Source organism: Cupriavidus sp. a3, from assembly GCF_051015765.1.
Classification (GTDB): Bacteria; Pseudomonadota; Gammaproteobacteria; order Burkholderiales; family Burkholderiaceae; genus Cupriavidus; species Cupriavidus oxalaticus_A.
The window spans coordinates 2,154,605-2,175,457 of the sequence record NZ_CP170643.1 but is presented as its reverse complement, the minus strand read 5'-3'; the positions used below and the strand labels follow the sequence as shown (position 1 = coordinate 2,175,457).

The following is a 20,853-nucleotide window of genomic DNA, read 5'->3' as shown; positions in this document are numbered from 1 at the left end:
GAATTGGTAGACGCACTAGGTTCAGGTCCTAGCGGTGGCAACACTGTGGAGGTTCGAGTCCTCTCCTGGGCACCAGAAGGTTTCAAGCGAGAAGCCCGCACGAATGTGCGGGCTTTTTGTTTTTGCGCCGACTGATATGAATTTTGGACACGGTGCTTCCGGGCCTTGCAAATTCCGACGCGCCGTGTAGAATGCGGGCGCTCACCTTGCCCAGGTGGCGGAATTGGTAGACGCACTAGGTTCAGGTCCTAGCGGTGGCAACACTGTGGAGGTAGAAGCGCTGGCTCCAGCGCAGCGTCTCGGGCCCTTGCCCCATGGCGGTAGCGCTGACGGGGCGCATGCCCGAGCAGTGCTGGCGCGCGGTCGCAATGTCGTACGTCGGCAGACGCTTAAGCACGGCGGCCTCGCGGTTTAGCCGCAGCGGCCCATGCTCGGCCCAGCGGCGACCGTGCGGTGCCGTCGCCTACTTGGGGCTCGCATATTGATCGGTCGCTTCGCGCTGCGCGGCCGCCATTTTGTCCGGCCAAGTGCTCTTGATATAGGCGAGCACCGCGAGGATGTCGTCATCGGACATCGACAGGCGAAACGCTGGCATGTCGCTCACATAGCCTTGGGGTGCGGTCACGCCCGCCACGAGTCCGTTCTTCGTGATGGCAAACAGCACCGCGTCGGCGTGGTGCCAGGTGTGGCCCGACGCATCGTGCGGTGGCGCTGGCATACGCCCGTTCGCCAGCCGCTCGCGCCAGTTGGCCTGGCCTTCCAGGTTGGCGCCATGGCATGACGCGCAGGCCTGGGCGTACAGTTGCCTGCCTCGGACGAGGCGCGAGGAGTCCGTCGCATCGATGCGCAGTTGTCGCGCAACAGGACTCTCCTGGGTAACCGGCGTCTCCAGATAACGTTTGGTCGTCAGCGCAATCCCCGTGGCAGCGGCTGCGCCCACCACCAATAGGCACGCCACGATCCAGCGCGACTTGTTTGATTCTTCCATATCTTTGGTTTGGCAGCGCTGCCCGCACTGCCAGCCCCGGCCCTAGTCTTTCGAGAACGGCTTGCCGCTGAAATCCACGGTCACCAGGTTGCCGTCCATCCGCCCCATGCCAGGCGAGTTCGCCGGCATGCCAGGCACTGCGACACCTTTCAAGGTCGGATTGGCAGCGAGCTCTCGGATTGCTGTCGCGGGCACATGCCCCTCCACCACCTGCGCGCTGCCATCGACCACCGCGGTATGGCAGGAGCCGAGCTGGGCCGGAACCCCGAGCTTGCTTTTCATCGCCGTAACGTCGGACGAATTGATCACCTTGGTACGAATGCCGGCCTGGTTGACGTGTTTGACCCATTCTTCACAGCAACCACAGTTGGGGTCTTTGTACACCGTCAGCGTCGGCGCGGCCGCGTGCGCGCCGGCGGCGACTGTGAGGAACCCGACAATGGTCAAGAGATGTTTCATTAATTCTCCCCAAAAGCAAATATGTTGATAAACGCGAAGCCAAGGTTCTGTTTCATATTGCGGATAGTCGCCTCAGACAGGCCGCGAGCGCGGCGTCAAGTATCGACCCGCGTCCGCGCCGGCCGCCGGCGATCGTTGTTGGCATTCCTTCATGACAGCCTCCTTACACAATCATGACGAGAAGCTGACCGGCATTGACTTTGTCCGCTCAGCCTGAAAAACATCAGGATAGACCTTCCGATCATGGGAAGGTCAAGCCTGTTCAGTTGCGAAGATTGCGCCATGCCAAAATGCTCCAGGGTGGTACACCTGCCTCGCAAAAAAGTACACCATGACAGACACCATCCGCATCCTCATTGAGCGCTGGAAGTCCGACCCCAGCGGCTGCTACCAAACTTGGTTTCTTTGGCCTGAGCGGCTTAAGAATTTCCGCTCGATCCGGCGCGGCATTGGTGCCGTCGTCGACGAAATTCAGGCCGGCACATTCGGCAACGTGTATCGCGGCTCATCCCTCGAAACCGTGGTGTCCTCGATCGCGGAGCAACGGCAAATCTTCAAAGGCGCGGATCACGCCTTCCTGTGGAAGCCGAAACTGCGCATTCCCGACATCTATGAGCATGCCGAGAATCAACGTGCCTTTGCCAGACTGCTCCATACGTGTAACTGCTGCGACAGCGAACGCGAAGTCCTTAACGCGATCCGCCAACTCAGCAGCCTCGGCATCAAGGGGCTCGGGCCGGCGGCGGCCAACCTGCTGTATTTCATTCATCCCACGCTGGTGATGCCGTTCAACACGGCAATTGTCAACGGCTATAACGCACTGACCGGATCATCGGTCAAGCTTGGCAAATGGGATCACTATCTGGCAATGCGTGAAGGGGTACTGGCACTGAATCAGCGCTATCGGGACCTGCTCTCCAACGATCTTGGCGCCATCGCGGGCCTGCTCTTTGACCTCGGCATGCAACGCTACCCGCTGCCACCGCGGCAGGCACAGGCAGGCGATGTGGCAGCATGGCAGCAAGAACTGGCTAAGGTGCGCGAGCAAGCCGCCACGCTTGCCAGGCAGATTCAACTGGGCCAAACCGAAGACGCCACCCATACCGAGGTGCAGGGTTGGTTGCGCGATCTCGGCAAGTCGCTCGGCTTCGCAGTCTGGATTGCGACGAACGACCGAAGCCGCTTGTACAACGGGGAACCCCTGAGCAAGGGTTGTCTCGACACCTTGCCGCCGACGCTGCTTGTGGCGGGCGGCGATACCGTTCCTCTCATCGACGCCGTCTGGCTGAACGCCACGACACTTGAGGTCGAGGCCGCGTTTGAAGTGGAACATACGACCTCAATCTATTCCGGCATCGTGCGCTTGCTGGACTTGGCGCTAGGTTCTGACCAGTCTGCCCACAAGCACCTCTTTCTGGTCGCGCCGGATGATCGGGACGGCGATGTGCGCGCACAGTTAAGCCGGCCAGCCTTCAGCCGCGTGTCGGCGCTCAATATCCGATACGTCCCATACTCCAGCCTACGCGAGCATCGCGAGAGCATTGCGCGCTTTGGCAGCGGACTGAAGCCGATCGAAGCGATCGCGAGATAGCTCTGAAATTAGCACTTGAGGGGAGCGCCGGGAGATGCCACACGAAGCCGTTGCAGATGGCAACGTCGTGTGGACCGGCGATGGACAAACATAATCGCGCCTGAGGCGCGATGACGAGCCACTAGGCCTTGGTCAGAGCCAGACCGCCATGGCGTTGTCATTGTCTGGCTGGCTCCGGACTGTTCCAGTCAGATCTGGCCCATCGGAATTGCGTCACCCGGGCGCTCGCCTGAGGAACCAAGCGGGTATCGGGCTAATTCCCGATACCCGCACCACGGCAAGGCACCCCAACCCGGCGACCCATCCGTCCCGGCGAAACGGCGCGGTGCCGAGGTCAGGCGCCGTCGCTGAAGGTGTCCCGCGGGCCTACAGCGTGGCTGCCGTCCGTGAACGGATCACGGGTGCCCATGGCGTGGCTACCGTCGGTGAACGGATCACGCGTGCCCATGGAGTGGCTGCCATCGGTGAACGGATCGCGCGTGCCCATCGCGTGCCCCCCAGCGGTAAAGGGATCACGCGGCGAATTCACGCCGGCTTGCGCGATGCCCGCGACGCTACCAAGGGTTGCCACAGTCAGCGCCACCAGGGCCGTCTTCTTCAACGTACGCATTATGTTTCTCCTTGCTTCGGTAGTGGCTCGGTGAGCCTGCACTTACAGTGTAGTAAGGTGTACCCGACCAGGGCCTGACGACAAAATTACAAATCTGTCATGTTGGCACTCCTGACAGTCTGGGATCTTCAGCCACCGGTATAGAGCTTGCTGCGCTCGATATAGACGCGCACGCCCTGGGCGTTGGGCAGGGCTGGGAACAGGACGCCAAGATCCACGGATGTGCCGTGAATGACTTCGGCGAACGTCCAGGTGGCTTCCTGCGCGCCACCGCGGAAGATGACCGTTTCGCCCGAGGCCACGTTGACAGACTTGAGGCCCGGGGCAAGCGTCACCGCACGCGAGGCCGTGTTCGCCGACGCTAGGCTACCGAAGAGCGCCGCCTGCGGCCCCAACGGGGTGGCAGCCCCCGCTTCGGCCATGGCACTGGAAGTCGCGCCGGAAACAGCGAGCGGCGCAGGCGTGCCGGCTTGCTCAGCGGCTTGCCGCTGCACGTGCTGTGCCCAGTTGTCCCCTGCATTGGTTCTGGTCTGGTCCGAACTCCACGCTGGCGACATAGAAGACAGGACGGAAAGGGCCGACAACGCCAGTGCGGTCATGGCGGTCTTCTTGGTGTTCATGATGCTCTCCATTGACGTTTCGAGGCAGAACCTCTTAACTGCCATGGTAGATAGCCACCGCTCACCGAGACGTTACCCGGCAATTACATCCATGTAAGCTCCCTCGCCTCGTTTCCAAGCTTGGCGCAGAAATGGGTCCGCCAACGTCAGCTTGGCGAACTAACCGGGCTTCTGAGACGCGAGATTCCCAGCGTCGCGCCGCGATGCGATGCAGTTGCGGCGCTCGGCAAAGGCATACCGGAACAACGCCTCGCCGTGCCGCGTCGGCTTCCGGCCGCAGACGTACTGAGCTCAGCAACCGATGGCAGCCGGTGCGTTGCACGTGCTTGTCCTCCGACGTTGCGTACCGGTGAGCGGCCGCCGTCCCTCACGTTGTCCAAACCTTCTTCTTTGCCATAACCAGCAGCGCGGCCACCCGCTGCAAAACGCTGGCCGGCTCGGATCAGGCTGTGCTCAATGGTGCAAACACCGCCTAGCACGCCATTCAAGGCTGCTCCGATGCGAAAGCCGTCATCCATGGCGTCGCCAGGCAGCTTGGCGCGCTGCCGCAGCCGGGAGATGGCCATGGCTGAACGAGGTGACGTCGACAAGTTCGAAGCCGGCTGACTCGACCTTTGTCACCAAGGCCCGGCGCGTATAGCGCCGCTTGTGCTCGGCTTCGTCCATGTGGCTCCACATCGCCGTTGGCACACCGCTTCGCTGAATTGCCGATCGTGCCACCAGACGCCCCGCTCAGCGCGACGGCGTCCTAACGCCATGTGTGACGAAGGGAATTTTCATGCGTGTTTTATTGCTGATCCGCTCAGCTATCCAAAGGGTTCGGATCCATGGCGTGACTGCGTGTTGCGCTTCAGTGCAAGCAGCGACCCTGTACGCCTGTACGCATGAACGGCTTTGAATGCCTGCCCCGCGAGCGGCGGCGTGCTCCATCGCTGGCTCGACTCCTCAGCCAAGTCATAACGCGGTCGTGTACCGCGGCCGCAACTTGCACTCATTCGCCGCGCCCCCGCGCGAAAGCACTGCTTGACCTTACCCCCATGGGAAGGCCCATAGTGCAAATGAGGGCGGCATGGCGGCGATAGCGCCATCGCCACACAGTGCATTAAGCGGGGGGCAAGCTATGAACACTGCGACGCAATTGCTATTTGATGACGTGTTTTCGGTATTCCGGCGGGCATGCGATCAGCAACAGTACGGCGTGGCCGAGCACCTGCTAGCTGCCCTGGAGCGATTGGCCGGCGGGGACAATCGCTTGCTCGACGACGTCTACCTGTCATTCGCGTCCCCCCGTTCTGCGGGCCGGATGCCGCAGCCGCCGGTGGCTCGAGCAAGATGAGAATCTATACTGAAAAAGATCTGGGATGGCGCTACCGCGCGTCGGCTCGGAGCGCCCAATGCGTAAGCCTATACCAGCTTTGGGGTATGGTCGTGCTGCTGCTTCTGGCGCTGGCTTTGCCCCTGCGGGCTCAAGCCGGGCGATTGGACAGCTGCTGCGTCGCCGGCATGGCTGGCATGCCGGTCCATGAGGCGCAAGCCAGTGATGCGACGGGCAGCCCGCATGACTACGCCGTTCAATCCAGTTGTGCCGGCGACCGGCATGCCAGCGGCCCGTCTCGTGTTTCCTGCATGTCCTCCACTTGTGCTGTCTTCGCTGGCACGTCGTTGGCAACCGATTCTGCCACGGATGCGTGGACCAGCGTCTTGGTCGCCCATCCGGAATTTGCGTATCCCTCCGTTGTTCCGCCCCGCCTCGATCGCCCGCCCAAACGCGTCCGTCTGTAGCGCGATCCCGCCCACCGGGTTGCCGCGGCTGGCGTCACCGCGCCACGGTGCTCCTGTCTGACTTAGCCAATTGCAGTGTTGCCTGCCGGCCGCTCTTTACGCGGCCCGCTGCCCGCTGCCTATCCCGTGCGAGGAACAACATCATGAAATCCCTGCTTTACACGTTTGTGGGCGCCGTCGCTCTGGCGTTCTCGCTATCGGCCGTCGCCGGACCGGACTGGTATGTAATCGAAAAGGCTCGTGCCGCCAAACAAACTGAGGCGCAACAGAAGTCACAGCAGTCGCGCGACCACGCGGCCATGATGGGGATGTGCCGCGAAATGATGGGTCAACCCAAGTAACTGAGCCTGGGGAACCGGCGAGCTGGGTTGCGTGGCTCGCCGGCGCACTCCCCTGCTGGGCCATACCCGTACTTGATCTACGGCAAACCGCCACATGCGGGATGTGCCGAAAGAGCCCAAACGCTGCTACCATTTGGCTCAAACCGAGTCCCCCACGTGCGTACCCGCTTTCGCCGGCTTTGGCTTGCCGCTTTCCTGCTGAGCACCTTCTTGACAGTCCAGCTGGCAACGGCGGCCTACGCCTGCGCGGGCAGCCGGTATTCGATGGACGGTATGACGGACATGGCCGGCATGACCGAGTCCTGTCCCGACATGACGCAGAAGGCTGAAGCGCCGGCTGCCCACGACGGCTTGTGCCTGGAGCACTGCCAGCTTGGCTCCAAGTCGGCCGACCACCCCAGTCCGCAGATCCCTGCGTTCCAACCCATGCTCGTCAATCTGGTTGAGCCTGCGCTGCTGCCGATATTCATCAGCCAGCGAGCGGCCTACGCCAACGCGGTGCCGCGCGGGCCCCCTCGACCCCTGCCCATCCTCCACTGCTGTTTCCGAACCTAGCCTCCGACGCAACGCCTGCTATCGTGCCCTGAACCTGGTCCTCAGGGTGGTCGTTGCTTTGCGGAGGCTTTATGCATTTGCGTTTCCTCTTCGCGCATGGGTGCCGGCTGACGCTCGCCCTTACGCTGTTCGCCGCTGCCCATCCCGGATGGGCGCAACCCACGGCCGCACTCTCCTTGTCGGAAGCCGTTGCACTCGCGTCTTCCCGCTCGACGGATGCCGAAACATCCCGCTCAGCGGTCCAGTCCGCCATCGAGATGGTCGTGGCTGGTCGACAGTTACCAGACCCGGTCCTGAAGGTTGGCGTCAATAATGTGCCGGCGAATGGCCCCGACCGGTTTTCCCTCGGCACAGACTCGATGACGATGCGCTCGATCAGCCTGATGCAGGAGTTCACCCGATCGGCCAAGCGCGAGGCTCGCGCCCAGCGATTCGAAGCCGAGGCCTCGTCGGCAGAGGCTCAGCGTACGGCGGCGCTCGCAACGGTGCAGCGCGGCGCCGCGACGGCCTGGCTGGACCGCTGGTACGCCGAACGCGCCAACAGCGTGCTCACCGAGCAGGCGCAGTCCATCAAGCTGATGGTGGATGCGGCGCAGGCTGCCTACCGCGGCAACCGCGGTTCCCGTGCGGACATCGTGGCCGCCGAACTGGAACTCCGGCAACTGCAAGATCGCGAAGACGAGGCCCGCGCGACGCTGGCTTCGGCGAGAGTAATGCTGCGCCGTTGGGTGGGCGAGGCCGCAGATCTTCCTTTGGCCGAAAAACGCCCTGGCTTTGAGGCGCCGGCCTGGCTCAATACCCTGGACGCCGACGGCGTGGCGCAACTGCCGGACGTGGCGGCAGCCGAGGCACAGGTGGGCGTCGCAGAGGCGGAAAGCCGCGTCGCACGAGAGAACAAGCTCCCAGATGTGAGCGTCGAACTGATGTACAGCCAGCGCGGCCCAGCCTACTCCAACATGGTTTCGCTCAACGTCTCACTGCCGCTTCCCTGGGACCAGAAGCAGCGCCAAGATCGGGAACTGGCCGCAAAGCTAGCGCAGGCCGACGCCGCACGCGCGCAAGCCGAAGTCGTACGCCGCGGCTTGATCAGCCAGTTGCGTGGCAAGCAGGCGGAGCTGGCGCTCAGCCAGGCGCGCCTCGAGCGCTATCGGAGCGCCACCGTGCCACTGGCCAAGGCACAGACTGAGGCGGCCCTGACTGCCTATCGCGCGGGCGCCGGCACCCTGACCGCCGTGGCCGATGCCAGCCGCAAGGCGCTCAATATTTCGCTTGAGCGTCTGAAGCTTGAAGCCGCCACCGCCCGACTCTGGGCGGACCTGACTTTCCTGATGCCGTTGCCCACTGCAGCCCAGCCCACCTCACTGCAAGGATCTCAACCATGAACAAGCCCACGATCGCACGGACGGTGGCAGGCCTGATGGTGGTGGCAAGCGTTGGAGCTGCCTATTATCTCGGTCAACAGCAAGGGCAGCAGCAGCCCGCGTCGACAACCGCCGGCAGCGGTGCCGCCCTCAAGGCAGGCGACATTGACCCCAAAACTGGCAAACGCATCCTCTACTGGCATGACCCCATGGTGCCAAGACAGCGCTTTGACAAGCCGGGCAAGTCGCCGTACATGGACATGCCCTTGTCGCCGGTGTACGAAGACGCCAGCGGTGGTGCGGCCGTCACCATCGACAGCCGCGTGACCCAGAACCTTGGCATCCGCACGGCCGAGGTGAAGACCGGCCGGCTGGAGGCCGTCTTGCAAGTACCGGGCAATGTCGCGATCAATGAACGCGGCATCGAAGTGCTGCAGGCCCGCACCAACGGATTCGTGGAACACGCGTACGCTCGGACCAGCCTCGATCCGGTCCGCAAAGGTCAAGCGCTGGCACAAATCTATGCGCCGGAATGGGTCGCCGCGCAGGAAGAATACCTGGCGGTCAGCCGGATGGACGGCAGCCTACAGCACGAACTGCTAGAGGCCGCCATTGCGCGCATGCGTCAGGTTGGCATGACTGAAAGCCATATCCGGTTAGTCCAGTCCACCGGCAAACTGCAGCCTTGGCTGACCGTTACCAGTTCGGTGGACGGCATCATCACGGAAATCGGGGCGCGCGATGGCATGACGGTCTCGCCGGGGAAAACCCTCTTTCGCATCGCGAGCCTTGCGACCGTATGGGTCATCGCCGAGGTGCCAGAGAGCCAGGCCGCCCCGGTGCGGCCCGGGCAGACGGTGTCGGCCACGGCCGCAGGCTTGCCCGGCCTGACGTTGTCAGGCAAGGTCGATGCCATCCTGCCAGATATCAGCGCCGGGACCCGTACGGTCAAGGTGCGCATCGAATTGCAGAACAAGGCGCGTCAGCTGTTGCCCGGCATGTTTGTCTCGGTGCGCTTTGACGCGGCCCCGGGACCGGATCGCCTGCTGGTGCCAACCGAGGCGCTGATTCGCACCGGCACGCGCACTATCGCCATGGTGGCATCCGGCCAGGGCGGATTCAGCCCCGTCGAAGTCAAGACCGGCGCGGCAGCCGGCGGCCAAATCGAAGTCATTGAGGGTCTCAAAGCAGGCCAGAAGGTGGTCGTATCAGGACAGTTCCTGATCGACTCGGAGGCAAGCCTGCGCGGCACGGCACAGCGCATGACCGAGCCCACGGCCGCCTCCGCAGCCGGCGCGTCCGCGTCTGGCGCCGCTGCAGCGCCCGGGCCGGAACATCAAGGCGTCGGCCGGATCGAGGCCGTCACCGAGCAGAGCATGACGATCTCCCATGGCGCCATTCCCTCGGCGCAGTGGGGCGCCATGACGATGGAGTTTGGCGCGCCACCAGCCGGCATGCCCAAGGGACTCAAGCTGGGGGACCGGGTCCGGTTCCGCTTCCGATTGGATAGCGACGGCGTGGCAACCCTGTCCGCGGTTGAGACGGCCGACGCCACTGCGGGAGCAAAGCCATGATTGCCCGGCTCATCCTCGCGTCCATCCGCAATCGGTTCCTGGTACTGCTTGCCACCGTCATGGTGACCGCGTGGGGGCTTTGGGCGGTACAGAGTACACCGCTCGACGCCCTGCCGGACCTGTCCGACGTGCAGGTGATCATCCGCACGCCATTCCCCGGCCAGGCGCCGCAGATCGTGGAAAATCAGGTCACCTATCCACTGACCACGACCATGCTGTCGGTGCCCGGCGCCAAGACCGTGCGCGGCTACTCGTTTTTTGGTGACTCCTATGTCTATGTGTTGTTCGAAGACGGGACCGACCTGTACTGGGCGCGCTCGCGCGTGCTCGAGTACCTGAACCAGGTGCAATCGCGGCTGCCGGCAGCAGCCAAGCCCGCGCTCGGCCCCGATGCAACCGGCGTCGGCTGGATTTATGAGTATGCCTTGGTTGACAAGACCGGCCAGCATGACCTCAGCCAGCTACGGGCGCTACAGGACTGGTTCCTGCGTTTCGAGCTCAAGTCCCTGCCGAACGTCGCCGAGGTGGTTTCGCTTGGCGGCATGGTCAAGCAATACCAGATCGTACTGATGCCGGATCGGCTGCGCGCCTACAACTTGTCGCAAGCCAAGGTGCTTGCAGCGCTCAAGGGCGCCAATCAGGAAACCGGCGGCTCGGTGCTGGAGTTGGGTGAAGCGGAGTACATGGTCCGGGCCAGCGGTTATCTGAACACGCTGGACGACTTTCGCCAGATTCCGCTCGTCACCAGCGACGCCGGCATCCCGGTACGGCTGGGCGACGTTGCCACCGTGCAACTCGGCCCCGAGATGCGGCGTGGCATTGCCGAACTGAATGGTCAGGGCGAAGTGGCCGGTGGCGTCATCGTCCTGCGCTCAGGCAAGAATGCCCTGGAAACTATTGAAGCGGTCAAGGCCAAGCTCGCCACCTTGCAAAAGAGCTTGCCCAAGGGCGTCGAGATCGTCACGACTTACGATCGGTCGGCGCTGATCGAACGGGCAGTGGACAGTCTCACCACCAAGCTGATCGAGGAATTTGCGGTCGTTGCGCTGGTCTGCCTGGTGTTTCTCTTTCACCTGCGCTCGGCGCTGGTGGCCATCGTCTCGCTCCCGCTGGGCGTGCTGGCCGCCTTCCTTGTGATGCGCTACCAGGGCGTGAACGCCAATATCATGTCGCTGGGTGGCATCGCCATCGCCATCGGCGCGATGGTTGATGCCGCGGTGGTCATGATCGAGAACGCGCACAAACATCTCGAGCACTGGCATGCCGACAACCCGCAGCGCGACCTCGGCGAGCATGAGCGTTGGCGCATCATCGGCGAATCTGCTGCCGAAGTCGGACCTGCCCTCTTCTTCTCCCTGTTGATCATCACGCTGTCGTTTATTCCGGTGTTCACGCTGGAGGCGCAGGAGGGCCGGCTTTTTTCGCCGCTCGCCTTTACCAAGACCTATTCCATGGCGGCCGCTGCGGGATTGTCCGTCACCTTGGTACCGGTGTTGATGGGTTACATGATCCGCGGCAACATCCCGTCTGAGCAGGCCAATCCGCTCAATCGCTGGCTGATTCGCGGCTACCAGCCGTTGCTCGGCAAGGTGCTCTCATATCCAAAGACCACCCTGGCAGTTGCAGCCGTGCTGCTCGTCGCCACCGCGTGGCCCATTATGCGCATTGGCGGCGAATTCATGCCGCCCCTGGATGAAGGCGATCTGCTCTACATGCCCTCCGCCTTGCCAGGTCTCTCTGCAGGTAAGGCCTCCCAGCTACTGCAGCAGACCGATCGGCTCATCAAGACCGTGCCGGAGGTCGCAACGGTGTATGGCAAGGCGGGCCGCGCCGATACCGCGACCGACCCGGCGCCGATCGAAATGTTCGAGACTACTATCCAGTTCAAGCCTAAGAACCAATGGCGTGCTGGCATGACTACCGACAAGCTGGTGGAGGAGCTCGATCGGGTCGTCAGAGTGCCCGGCCTGTCCAACATCTGGGTGCCGCCGATCCGCAACCGCATTGACATGCTGGCGACCGGCATCAAGAGCCCTGTGGGGATCAAGGTCGCCGGTACGGACCTGAAGGAAATCGATCGCCTGGCAACGCGCATCGAGGAGGCCGTCAAGTCGGTTCCCGGCGTCACCTCCGCGCTGGCCGAGCGGCTCACGGGCGGCCGGTACATCGATGTCGATATCGACCGGGCGGTTGCTGGTCGGTACGGCCTGAACATTGAATACATTCAGGCGATCGTATCGTCGGCCATTGGCGGCGAAAACGTCGGCGAAGTGGTCGACGGGCTCGCTCGCTTTCCTATCAATGTCCGGTATCCGCGTGACTATCGGGACTCCATCGAGCAACTGCGCAGCCTGCCCATCGTGACCGACAAGGGACTGCAGATCACGCTGGCCGACGTTGCACACATCCAGGTCGTGCAAGGGCCACCGATGTTGCGCAGTGAAAATGCGCGGCTCTCGGGGTGGATCTACGTCGACATTCGCGGCAGGGACCTGCGCTCTGCCGTGAAAGACATGCAAGCGGCGGTTGCAAAGGCGGTGCCGATGCCAGCCGGGTATTCGCTGAGCTGGTCGGGGCAATTCGAGTATCTCGAGCGCGCCACCACCAAGCTGAAGGTGGTGGTCCCCTTCACCCTCCTGATCATCTTCGTATTGCTGTACCTGGTATTCGGCCGCCTGGATGAGGCGCTGCTCATCATGGGAACCCTGCCGCTGGCCTTGATCGGCGGCTTCTGGCTGCTCTATCTGCTGGGGTACAACCTGTCGGTCGCGGGGATTGTTGGCTTCATCGCGCTCGCCGGGGTCGCTGCGGAATTCGGCGTCATCATGCTGCTCTACCTGAAACACGCCTGGCAGAAACGAATCGAAGATGGACAAAGTAGTCTTGCGGCCCTGCTCGATGCCATCCAGGAAGGCGCCGTGCTACGTGTGCGGCCGAAGGCGATGACGGTGGCTGTGATTCTGGCCGGCCTGCTTCCCATCATGTGGTCGCATGGCACTGGCTCGGAAGTGATGCAGCGCATTGCTGCCCCGATGGTCGGCGGCATGGTTACGGCGCCGCTGCTCTCCATGTTCGTGGTCCCGGCGGTATACCTGCTGTTACGCCGTCGTCAGATCAAGCAGCGTTCAAGTTCTCTTTCCCCCAACCTCTCACCTCAGGAGGAATCGCAATGAAATCTCTCAAGACCCTCGCCGCCGCCCTGGCGATCATTGCTGCGCCGGCCGTGTTCGCCGCGGTTTCGATGGAGGGCATGGACATGAAGGCAACCTCCGCCTCGCAACCGGCGGCTCGGCCGGTGCCCGCAGAAATCAAGAAGATCGATGCACAATCCGGGAAGGTCACGCTTAAGCACGGCCCGATCGAGAATCTGGGCATGCCCGGCATGACGATGGCGTTCCCGGTCAAGGATCGCGCCTTACTTAGCAAGTTCAAGGAAGGCGATGCCGTGTCGGTGACCTTCGACAAGGTGGATGGCTTGCCGACGGTCGTGGACATGCAGCGCAAGTAATCGCTCCATCCGCGCACGGTTCGCTGCAAGCGGCCGTGCGCGTCCTGACCGACAGGCATGGCATAGCAACGTCGAGCCGGCAGCCATGGGCGCGTTTGCGCAACCCATCTGATAGCGGATTTCCTTTATCTTGGATGCACCGGAGCTTTGAATGCGGGCTTTCTGTTGATTCCTGTCAATCTGCCAGCAATCACGTATAGTCATAATAAGTTGTCTTCCTTAGACTCGAGGAGCTTTCGCATGGTCCACATCCGCCGCCTTCCCATCCTCTTCGCCGCCGCCACCCTTGCCTGGTCGCCAGCGGTCTTTTCCGCTGCGCCATCGACGGGCGCCGAGCACGAGCAGCACCACCTCAAGGAAGAAGCCAAGAAGCCGGCTAAGAAGCCGGCATCGGCAGCCGCACCGGCCGCTGCTCCCCAAGCCACGGGAAACCCCATTGACGCGCAGGTCGCCCACCTTCGTGCTATCCGTGAGCGGCTGTCGCGGGCCAATACTCCGGAAGAGCGCCAGGCACTAATTGCCGAACGCAACAAGGTCATGCAGGACGGCATGGCCATCATGCACAAGGACATGATGGCCATGGGAACGGCCGGTCCACGCAAGGGCAAAGGCCAAGCCACACCGGCCCAGATGCAAATTTGTCACGACCTGATGGGCCAGCACATGGCCTTCATGCAGGAAGTGATGCCGATGATGATGGATAATCAAGGCATGATGGGCGGGGGCATGGGTCCTGGCATGGGTACCGGCACTGGCACTGGCACTGGCATGGGCCATGGGATGATGGGCAAGTGACTCACTAACTGGTCCCCGCTGCAGCCAGCCCGCTGGCTCGACGCAGGCCTAGCTAGGCGACCAGAATTCTCCCTGACTATTTGCTCGCGCCTTCGAAGCGGCGACTCTTGCCCAATGGGATGTTCTGCATGATCGCATCGACGTTGGCCGCAGCTTTCTTGCCGTAGTCCATGTGGTAGGAATGCTCGTAAATATCCAGCACTAGGATCGGCGTCGCGTCAGCCAGCGTATAGGCGTGGTCGGAAGTCCACTGGTTGATTAGCCGACCGTCACGCGGCGAGTATGTCAGCAGCACCCAACCCGAGCCGCCGCCGAGTGCCTTGCCCATCGCGGTGAACTCTGCTTGCCACCGTGCGACGGAGCCGAAATCCCGCACGAGCACCGCTTCCAGTTCGCCGTTCAGACTGCCACCGTTGCCGAGGCCGTCGAGTACACCTCATGCAGGATCATCGAGTTGGTTGCAATTTGTTCCTCGCGCTTCGGGCCGTTCAGCACAAAGACCGATGCGGCTGCCACGTCAAGTGCGGAGAGTTGTGAGTTCCGCGGCGCGTGACCTGATCTTGCATTCAGCCATGGTCGGATCGACCAACTACACTTTGTCCGACTTCTTGCTTGGGCTGTCGCCGCTTAGCGCGTGGCGGTATGCTGGACCGACTGGATGAAATGATGTCGGCTGGTCCGTCAGTGTCGAGTGGTTTGCCTACGTCTGGTTTCCCCTATTCCTGTTGGCGGCGCCGCGTCTGGGAAAACTCCGGATCGCATTGATGGCGATTCTCGCACTGGCCGTGGTCGGTGTGGTGGAGGCGACGTCGCCCACACACCTGTCGATGAGTGGTGGCGTCGCCCGCCTGATCCCGGAGTTTATGCTGGGCGTGCGTAGCAGTCTTTTTGAAACGGTCTCTAAGGTTCAGGCGCTGCTGCTGGTGCTTATCATTGGCGCAGCCGTATTACTCCACTTCGGTATCGAGAGGCCAATGCGCTCCTGGATAAACAGCCGATTAGGCTCCAGTCACAGGTCTGCGAAGTCGATCGCCGGGGCGAAGAACAATGAGCGCGACCACGGGGGCTGGTACATGCAGCGGAAGCGGTAGCACAATGCCGCCGGTCGCGCTCAGTTCCACTTCGTCAGTGCAGCCAAGAAGAATGACCAATGAGGCCCAATCTTCTGCCGTCATTTGCCTTCAATTAGTTCTCCAAAAAGCTCCCTGACCTTGGATTTGGCATCCTTCAACGCAATACGGCCTTGCTGGGTGATTTCGTAAACCCGCCGATCACGTCGGCCGGTACGCTCGGGGCGTGAAGTGAGATATCCCTTCTTTTCCAAACCATGCAGCATCGGATACAACGTTCCTGCGCTGATCTCGTAACCGTGGTGTCGCAACTCCTCGATGATGCCGAGACCGAAGATGGGTTCTTCGGCTGCATGGTGCAGGATGTGCAAACGAATCAGCCCCCCGTAAAGGTCTTTGTCGGTCATTCTCCAAGCCTCACAGAACCGTGCTCATCGACCAGCCCGCAATACCACTGCCGACCACAACCAGCCACGGCGGCAGTTTCCATAATATCAGGGCAACGAGTGCCACAAGGGCCAAGCCAAAGTCTTGTGGTTCGTGAATCGCGCTCGTCCATACCGGTTGATAAAGGGCGGCCAGCAGCAGGCCAACCACGGCCGCGTTGATGCCAAACAGCGCCGCTTGCGTGCGGGGGTTGCGACGTAGGCGTTCCCAGAACGGCAATGCTCCCACGACCAGCAGGAAGGATGGCGCGAAGATTGCCAGCAGGCAGATCAGCCCGCCCAACCAGCCGGTGGGTGCCTCGTTCATCGAAGCACCGAGAAACGCTGCGAAAGTGAACAAGGGGCCTGGAACCGCCTGTGTCGCGCCGTAACCCGCCAAGAAGGATTCATTACTGACCCGGCCGGACGGCACGACTTCGGCTTGCAGCAGCGGCAGCACGACATGCCCACCACCAAAGACCAATGACCCAGCACGATAGAAGGCATCCACCATTGACAACGCCGGATTCGGGAACAAGGCTGCCAACAACGGCAACCCCATCAGCAGGGCAAAGAACAGCGTCAGCCAGAAAATGCCGACGCGACTCCGCATGACAATCGGCAGAGGGTCATGCGCCGCTCCCGGCTGAGGCTTGAACAGCAATAGGCCGATGATCGCCGCGATCGCGATAGCCCCGACCTGACCCCACGCCGATGGCAACAGAAGAACGAAGCAGGTCGCAGCCGCCATGATGGTGACGCGCAGCGCGTCCGGGCAAAGATTGCGAGCCATCCCCCATACGGCTTGCGCGACTACCGCCACGGCCACCACCTTCAAGCCGTGCAGCAAGCCAGACGGCATCGCGTCCCCGTAACTGGCAATGCCCAATGCAAACAGGATCAGGGCAATCGCTGACGGCAGAGTGAAGCCCGCCCAGGCAGCCAACGCGCCGGCATAGCCGGATCGGGACAGCCCAAGTGCCATTCCAACCTGGCTGCTGGCAGGACCTGGAAGGAACTGACAGAGAGCGACCAAATCCGCATAGCTGCGTTCGGTGAGCCACTGCCGACGCGTCACGAACTCATCGCGAAAGTAGCCTAGGTGGGCAATGGGGCCGCCGAAAGAGGTCAGACCCAGTCGGAGAAAAATCAGAAAAACAGCCCAAGGGCTGCGGTCATTCATGGTGACGTTGGTCATGGTCGCCACTTGCTATGTTGAAGAGTTGAGCCATAATAATCGAAATTCGATAGCGAAACACGATAACACCAGATGGAACTCATTCTGATCGGAGTTGTGGCCTTGCTAACATCCGGGCTGACGTTGTTCTCCGGCTTCGGCTTGGGAACGATCCTGATGCCGGTGTTCGCCCTGTTTTTCCCGTTGCCGCTCGCTATCGCCGCGACTGCCGTGGTGCATTTCGCCAACAACCTCTTTAAATTCGGGCTGATGGCCCGGCAGGCAGATTGGCCAGTCGTGGTGAAATTCAGCGTGCCCGCCGCCATGACGGCAATCCTTGGCGCAGGCTCCCTGGCGTTCTTCGACCAGTTGCCGCCTCTCTGGCACTACACTATCGCAGCTTCAAGCTTTGAAATCACTGCGGTAAAAGCGGTCATCGGCAGCTTGATCGTGCTGTTTGCACTGCTTGAACTATCCTCTCGCTTTCAAGCGCTCGCTTTTCCAGCGCGCTGGCTTCCTGTTGGCGGGGCGCTCTCGGGCTTCTTCGGGGGCTTATCGGGCAACCAAGGTGCGTTGCGTTCGGCGTTCCTGTTGAAGGCGGGTCTGTCTAAGGATGCATTCGTGGCGACGGGTGTTGTTTCGGCGGTGATCGTCGATGTTGTGCGCCTCGGGGTGTACGGTACCGCCATGCTTGCAGGCCAATTTTCACAAGCTCAGACACTCGCATTACCCATTGTCGTGGGAACGATCTGCGCGTTCATCGGTGCTCTTGTAGGTAAGCGCATCTTGCAGAAGGTCACGCTGCGCACCGTACAAATCATTGTTGCAATAGCCATGTTAAGCATAGGTACCGGATTGGCTCTTGGCTTGCTCTAGGGTCTTGCAGACTTCGGCTGGAAGTATTCTGCCTCTTTTGAATTTCAAGTGGGTGGTATCGTGGCGGGTTTCAGGTAAAGAGCAACACAATCGATGCATAGCAAACTGTTTGAAGCAGCCCTTGGCGTAAGCGATCCGTGGTTCGTCCGGGAAGTCGACTTCAACGCGCAAACCAAGACGTTGACGATCCAGATTGACTTTGTCGCCGGCAGCCGCTTTTCCCACCCGGAGGTCGCCGGTGGGCACCCGGTTCACGATACGGTGACCAAACGCTATCGGCACCTGAACTTCTTCGAGCACGACTGCTATCTGGAAGTCCGCACGCCACGCGTGAAGCTTCCCGACGGCCGAGTGGCGTTGGTCGAGCCGGACTGGGCTGGCAAGCTCTCTGGCTTCACGTTGCTGTTTGAAGCCATGGTGGTGGCGCTTGCGCAGCAGATGCCGTTTTCTGCTGTAGCCAGAACGGTGGGTGAGTCGTGGCATCGCGTGTACGCTATCTGCGAGCGCTATGTCGACCTCGCGGTGGCTGAACTCGATCTGGCCGGCATGACCGCTGTCGCCGTTGACGAAACGTCCTACAGGCGCGGTCACAACTACCTGACGCTTGTCGCTGATGCCGACGCGCGTAAGGTCGTGTTTTTGATCGGCATAGGGGGCGGCGGCTAGCCGCGCCCCTGCCACACCACCTGGCATGCGGGTCCGCACCAGGCGGTTCGAGAAGTTGAGGTCATATGAGTCGGGGAAAGCCAAGGGCGTCAAAGTATGCGATCGTGAGGACGCGGTTCAGACCAGCCTTGCTGTGAGCCCACCAGCGACCGGCACCACCGGCAATGAGGGCTGCCAGCTCATGAGACGCGCCGAGACCTCGGAGACGACTGTAGACCGTCGTTCCAACGCGCCAGTGCTTGAGCTGAATGGCCCTGAGGCGGTGACGTATCCATGAGTCCAGATCTTTGAACGTCTGGGGTGTCCGTGCCAGACGGAAGTAGGACTTCCACCCCGGCAGATATTCCCGCATCTGTTCTGCGACCTGGGCCAGGCTTCTGCCACCAACCCGCTTAGTGATGATCTTGATACGCTGCTTGAACGTCTTGATGGCCTTGGGGGCAACCGCAACCTTGACCGCGCCGCCCGACCATCGCCGGAGGCAGTAGCCGAGGAACTTGCGGCCAAAGACCGAGCCCACCTCGGTCTTCAATTCGTTCACCCGGAGGTGAAGCTGCGCATACAGCTTGCGCATCCAACGCAGCACCCGCTCGCCAGCCTGCTGGCTGCGAACATAGACGTTGCAGTCATCGGCGTAGCGGGCAAAGCGGTGCCCGCGTTGAGTCAAGGCGCGATCCACATCATCCAGCAGGACGTTGGCCAGCAACGGAGACAAGGGGCCACCTTGCGGTGTTCCCTCATCACGTGCGACGATCACGCCATTCATCATGACGCCAGCCTCCAGGTATCGGCGAACCAACCGCAGAGCGGCCTTGTCGCTGATTCGTTTGGCCAGGCGGTCCATCAGAATGTCGTGATTAACCCGATCAAAGAACTTCTCCAGATCCACATCAACTACCACCCGGAACCCTTCCTACGCATAGCGTTGAGCTTGAAGCACCGCGCCATGCGCACTGCGGCCCGGACGGAAGCCGTAGCTGAACTCGGAGAACGTCGGGTCGATCAACGGCTGCAGAACTTGCAGTAGCGCCTGCTGGATGAGCCTGTCGGTGACGGTTGGAATTCCCAGTTCCCTCATGCCGCCTGTCGGTTTGGGTATCTCCACGCGGCGCACGGCTTGCGGCCGGTACGTGCCGTTTAGAAGCTCCCGCCTAATGCGCGGCCAGTGGGTCTTGAGGTGCTCTACCGTCTCTTCAATCGTTAGACCATCAACGCCAGCACTTCCCTTGTTGGCCTTGACGCGTTTCCACGCCGCGACCATGTTCTCACGCGAGAGAGCTTGCTGGAGCAAGCCATCCCGCCCTAAGCCTTCGTCCATGCGACCCGCCGAGCGAGCTTCACCGCGCGTCGAGACGTTGCGGGCTTCACCCCCGTCATCCGCGATACGCCCGAGTTGCCCCGGCTTCTGGTGCGATGTTCTCTCAAGAGTCACAGTTTCCAGCTTTCCTTCTCGTTCGGCCCTTCGTCGGGTTGCCCCGACTACTACTGCCTCTGCTGACTTCTCGCTTGCAGCCTTGCGGCTGTCGCCCTTTCAGACGTTAGGCGAGATCTCCCCAGGTAAGAACGCGATCCTTCCCCGCACAACCGCCAGATCTACGCGACTTCGCTTTGACCACGAAAGCTTCGCAGTGACGTGCCTGCTCGCCTTGCTCCATCGCGCCTCGTATCTGGTTCTTGTCCATCGGCTCACGGTTTCATTCCATGCTTCCTTCCCACGCTTGGTCGCCCTCACGCAGTTGCACTTCCTTTCGCTCGCTGTGGTCAGCTCACGGGAGGACTTTCACCTCCGAGATCGCGCCCATGCTGGGCGCACACATCCTCTCCGGGCTAAACCCCGGAGATTCCTACTTCTAGCGCCTGATGTCCCAGGCGGGCAATGTTGCACGCGGCGTTCGTGTCGCGGTCGTGTACCGACCCGCACGAGCAACACGTCCACTGCCTTATTCCAAGTCCGGCCCTACCTTTCGGACTGCTGGGCGAGATAACGCCACAGCACGAGCACGTTTGGGTTGAAAACGCTTCGTTGACCTCTGCGAACACCACTGCCTGCCTGATGGCCTTGTACTGGAGTTGTGTCCTGAACGTCGTCCACGCGGCATCGAGCACGGACTTTGCCATACTCGTTTTTGCCACCGCTTTCGCGTTCACGTTGCCTACGAAGATTGCTGCATGTTTCCTGACCAGCGCGGTCGTTTCCTTGTGGATGGCATCCTTGCGCTGATTCGCGATACGGGCGTGGTTAGCCTTCACGCGCTTTTTCTTGCGAGCCCGTTGCGAGATACCCAACGCCGCTTCCGATTCGCGATAGAACTTCTTCGGGTTGAACGACGTGCCGTCGCTGTACGTCGCAAGCGTTTTCAGGCCAAGGTCGATACCGATGGTTGTTGCGCCGTCCGGCACGCGCTTCTCTTCGACCTGTACCTTGACGGCCACGTTGAGATACCAATGCCCGCGG

20 protein-coding genes and 2 pseudogenes are annotated in these 20,853 nt (G+C 61.7%); 11 read left to right on the top strand and 11 right to left on the bottom strand.

The window, feature by feature from the left end; all coding sequences use genetic code 11:
• Positions 1–241 precede the first annotated feature (241 nt).
• The 3 genes from ACAD63_RS10620 to ACAD63_RS10610 form a co-directional block, all read right to left on the bottom strand.
• Entirely contained in the window at positions 242–397 is a 156-nt protein-coding gene (locus tag ACAD63_RS10620; RefSeq protein ID WP_434033924.1) for a hypothetical protein, read from the bottom strand.
• A 66-nt stretch (positions 398–463) separates the two neighbouring features.
• The gene (locus ACAD63_RS10615) at positions 464–988 is read right to left on the bottom strand and encodes a c-type cytochrome (protein WP_434033923.1); all 525 of its coding nucleotides are present in this window, start codon (positions 986–988) and stop codon (positions 464–466) included.
• Positions 989–1,030: 42 nt separating this feature from the next.
• Positions 1,031–1,447, bottom strand: coding sequence for a DUF411 domain-containing protein (locus tag ACAD63_RS10610; RefSeq protein ID WP_434033922.1), 417 nt, complete (start codon positions 1,445–1,447; stop codon positions 1,031–1,033).
• Positions 1,448–1,778: 331 nt separating this feature from the next.
• Here ACAD63_RS10610 and ACAD63_RS10605 point away from each other — a divergent pair, with 331 nt between their 5' ends.
• Positions 1,779–3,038, top strand: a complete 1,260-nt coding sequence (locus tag ACAD63_RS10605; RefSeq protein ID WP_434033921.1) for a type II restriction endonuclease — start codon at positions 1,779–1,781, stop codon at positions 3,036–3,038.
• A gap of 334 nt (positions 3,039–3,372) precedes the next feature.
• Here ACAD63_RS10605 and ACAD63_RS10600 read toward each other — a convergent pair whose 3' ends face one another.
• The 3 genes from ACAD63_RS10600 to ACAD63_RS10590 all read right to left on the bottom strand — a co-directional run bounded on the left by ACAD63_RS10600 (position 3,373) and on the right by ACAD63_RS10590 (position 4,934).
• Entirely contained in the window at positions 3,373–3,648 is a 276-nt protein-coding gene (locus tag ACAD63_RS10600) for a hypothetical protein (RefSeq protein WP_434033920.1), read from the bottom strand.
• Between the two features lie 128 nt (positions 3,649–3,776).
• The gene (locus ACAD63_RS10595; protein ID WP_434033919.1) at positions 3,777–4,268 is read right to left on the bottom strand and encodes a CzcE family metal-binding protein; all 492 of its coding nucleotides are present in this window, start codon (positions 4,266–4,268) and stop codon (positions 3,777–3,779) included.
• A 510-nt stretch (positions 4,269–4,778) separates the two neighbouring features.
• Entirely contained in the window at positions 4,779–4,934 is a 156-nt protein-coding gene (locus ACAD63_RS10590; protein WP_434033918.1) for a hypothetical protein, read from the bottom strand.
• 1,259 nt (positions 4,935–6,193) lie between these two features.
• Here ACAD63_RS10590 and ACAD63_RS10585 point away from each other — a divergent pair.
• The 7 genes from ACAD63_RS10585 to ACAD63_RS10555 all read left to right on the top strand — a co-directional run bounded on the left by ACAD63_RS10585 (position 6,194) and on the right by ACAD63_RS10555 (position 14,184).
• On the top strand, positions 6,194–6,391 hold the full coding sequence (locus ACAD63_RS10585) for a hypothetical protein (RefSeq protein WP_434033917.1): 198 nt from the start codon (positions 6,194–6,196) through the stop codon (positions 6,389–6,391).
• Positions 6,392–6,547: 156 nt separating this feature from the next.
• Complete coding sequence (locus tag ACAD63_RS10580; protein ID WP_434033916.1) at positions 6,548–6,946, top strand: copper resistance protein; 399 nt, start codon at positions 6,548–6,550, stop codon at positions 6,944–6,946.
• A gap of 71 nt (positions 6,947–7,017) precedes the next feature.
• Positions 7,018–8,328: a TolC family protein gene (locus tag ACAD63_RS10575; protein WP_434033915.1), complete on the top strand. Its 1,311-nt coding sequence runs from the start codon at positions 7,018–7,020 to the stop codon at positions 8,326–8,328.
• Positions 8,325–9,881 carry an efflux RND transporter periplasmic adaptor subunit gene (locus ACAD63_RS10570; protein ID WP_434033914.1) on the top strand — a complete coding sequence of 519 codons (1,557 nt, stop codon included), beginning with the start codon at positions 8,325–8,327 and terminating at the stop codon, positions 9,879–9,881. The genes ACAD63_RS10575 and ACAD63_RS10570 overlap by 4 nt, the downstream gene beginning before the upstream one ends.
• Positions 9,878–13,054 carry an efflux RND transporter permease subunit gene (locus tag ACAD63_RS10565; protein ID WP_434033913.1) on the top strand — a complete coding sequence of 1,059 codons (3,177 nt, stop codon included), beginning with the start codon at positions 9,878–9,880 and terminating at the stop codon, positions 13,052–13,054. The genes ACAD63_RS10570 and ACAD63_RS10565 overlap by 4 nt, the downstream gene beginning before the upstream one ends.
• A complete protein-coding gene (locus ACAD63_RS10560) occupies positions 13,051–13,389 on the top strand; it encodes a copper-binding protein (RefSeq protein ID WP_434033912.1) in 339 nt (112 codons plus the stop codon). Before ACAD63_RS10565 ends, ACAD63_RS10560 begins: the two co-directional genes overlap by 4 nt.
• 240 nt (positions 13,390–13,629) lie before the next feature.
• On the top strand, positions 13,630–14,184 hold the full coding sequence (locus ACAD63_RS10555; RefSeq protein WP_434033911.1) for a hypothetical protein: 555 nt from the start codon (positions 13,630–13,632) through the stop codon (positions 14,182–14,184).
• A 76-nt stretch (positions 14,185–14,260) separates the two neighbouring features.
• Here ACAD63_RS10555 and ACAD63_RS10550 read toward each other — a convergent pair whose 3' ends face one another.
• Complete coding sequence (locus tag ACAD63_RS10550; protein WP_434033910.1) at positions 14,261–14,560, bottom strand: Fe-Mn family superoxide dismutase; 300 nt, start codon at positions 14,558–14,560, stop codon at positions 14,261–14,263.
• A gap of 388 nt (positions 14,561–14,948) precedes the next feature.
• On the opposite strand from ACAD63_RS10550, the gene ACAD63_RS10545 reads away from it, so the two are divergent.
• The gene (locus ACAD63_RS10545) at positions 14,949–15,275 is read left to right on the top strand and encodes a hypothetical protein (protein WP_434033909.1); all 327 of its coding nucleotides are present in this window, start codon (positions 14,949–14,951) and stop codon (positions 15,273–15,275) included.
• Positions 15,276–15,355: 80 nt separating this feature from the next.
• Here ACAD63_RS10545 and ACAD63_RS10540 read toward each other — a convergent pair whose 3' ends face one another.
• Both ACAD63_RS10540 and chrA read right to left on the bottom strand, forming a co-directional pair.
• The gene (locus tag ACAD63_RS10540; RefSeq protein WP_434033908.1) at positions 15,356–15,661 is read right to left on the bottom strand and encodes a PadR family transcriptional regulator; all 306 of its coding nucleotides are present in this window, start codon (positions 15,659–15,661) and stop codon (positions 15,356–15,358) included.
• Between the two features lie 10 nt (positions 15,662–15,671).
• A complete protein-coding gene (gene chrA, locus ACAD63_RS10535) occupies positions 15,672–16,877 on the bottom strand; it encodes a chromate efflux transporter (protein ID WP_434033907.1) in 1,206 nt (401 codons plus the stop codon).
• Between the two features lie 72 nt (positions 16,878–16,949).
• Between chrA and ACAD63_RS10530 the strand changes: the two genes are divergently transcribed.
• Positions 16,950–17,732 carry a TSUP family transporter gene (locus tag ACAD63_RS10530; protein WP_434033906.1) on the top strand — a complete coding sequence of 261 codons (783 nt, stop codon included), beginning with the start codon at positions 16,950–16,952 and terminating at the stop codon, positions 17,730–17,732.
• Between the two features lie 93 nt (positions 17,733–17,825).
• Positions 17,826–18,374 (top strand): annotated as a pseudogene (locus ACAD63_RS10525) (helix-turn-helix domain-containing protein); the annotation flags it as partial.
• An 85-nt stretch (positions 18,375–18,459) separates the two neighbouring features.
• On the opposite strand, the pseudogene ltrA reads toward ACAD63_RS10525, so the two are convergent.
• Both ltrA and ACAD63_RS10515 read right to left on the bottom strand, forming a co-directional pair.
• Positions 18,460–19,830: pseudogene (gene ltrA, locus ACAD63_RS10520) on the bottom strand (group II intron reverse transcriptase/maturase).
• 395 nt (positions 19,831–20,225) lie between these two features.
• Positions 20,226–20,853, bottom strand: a 628-nt coding sequence (locus ACAD63_RS10515; RefSeq protein WP_434033905.1) for an RNA-guided endonuclease InsQ/TnpB family protein, incomplete at its 5' end; no start/stop codon positions are given.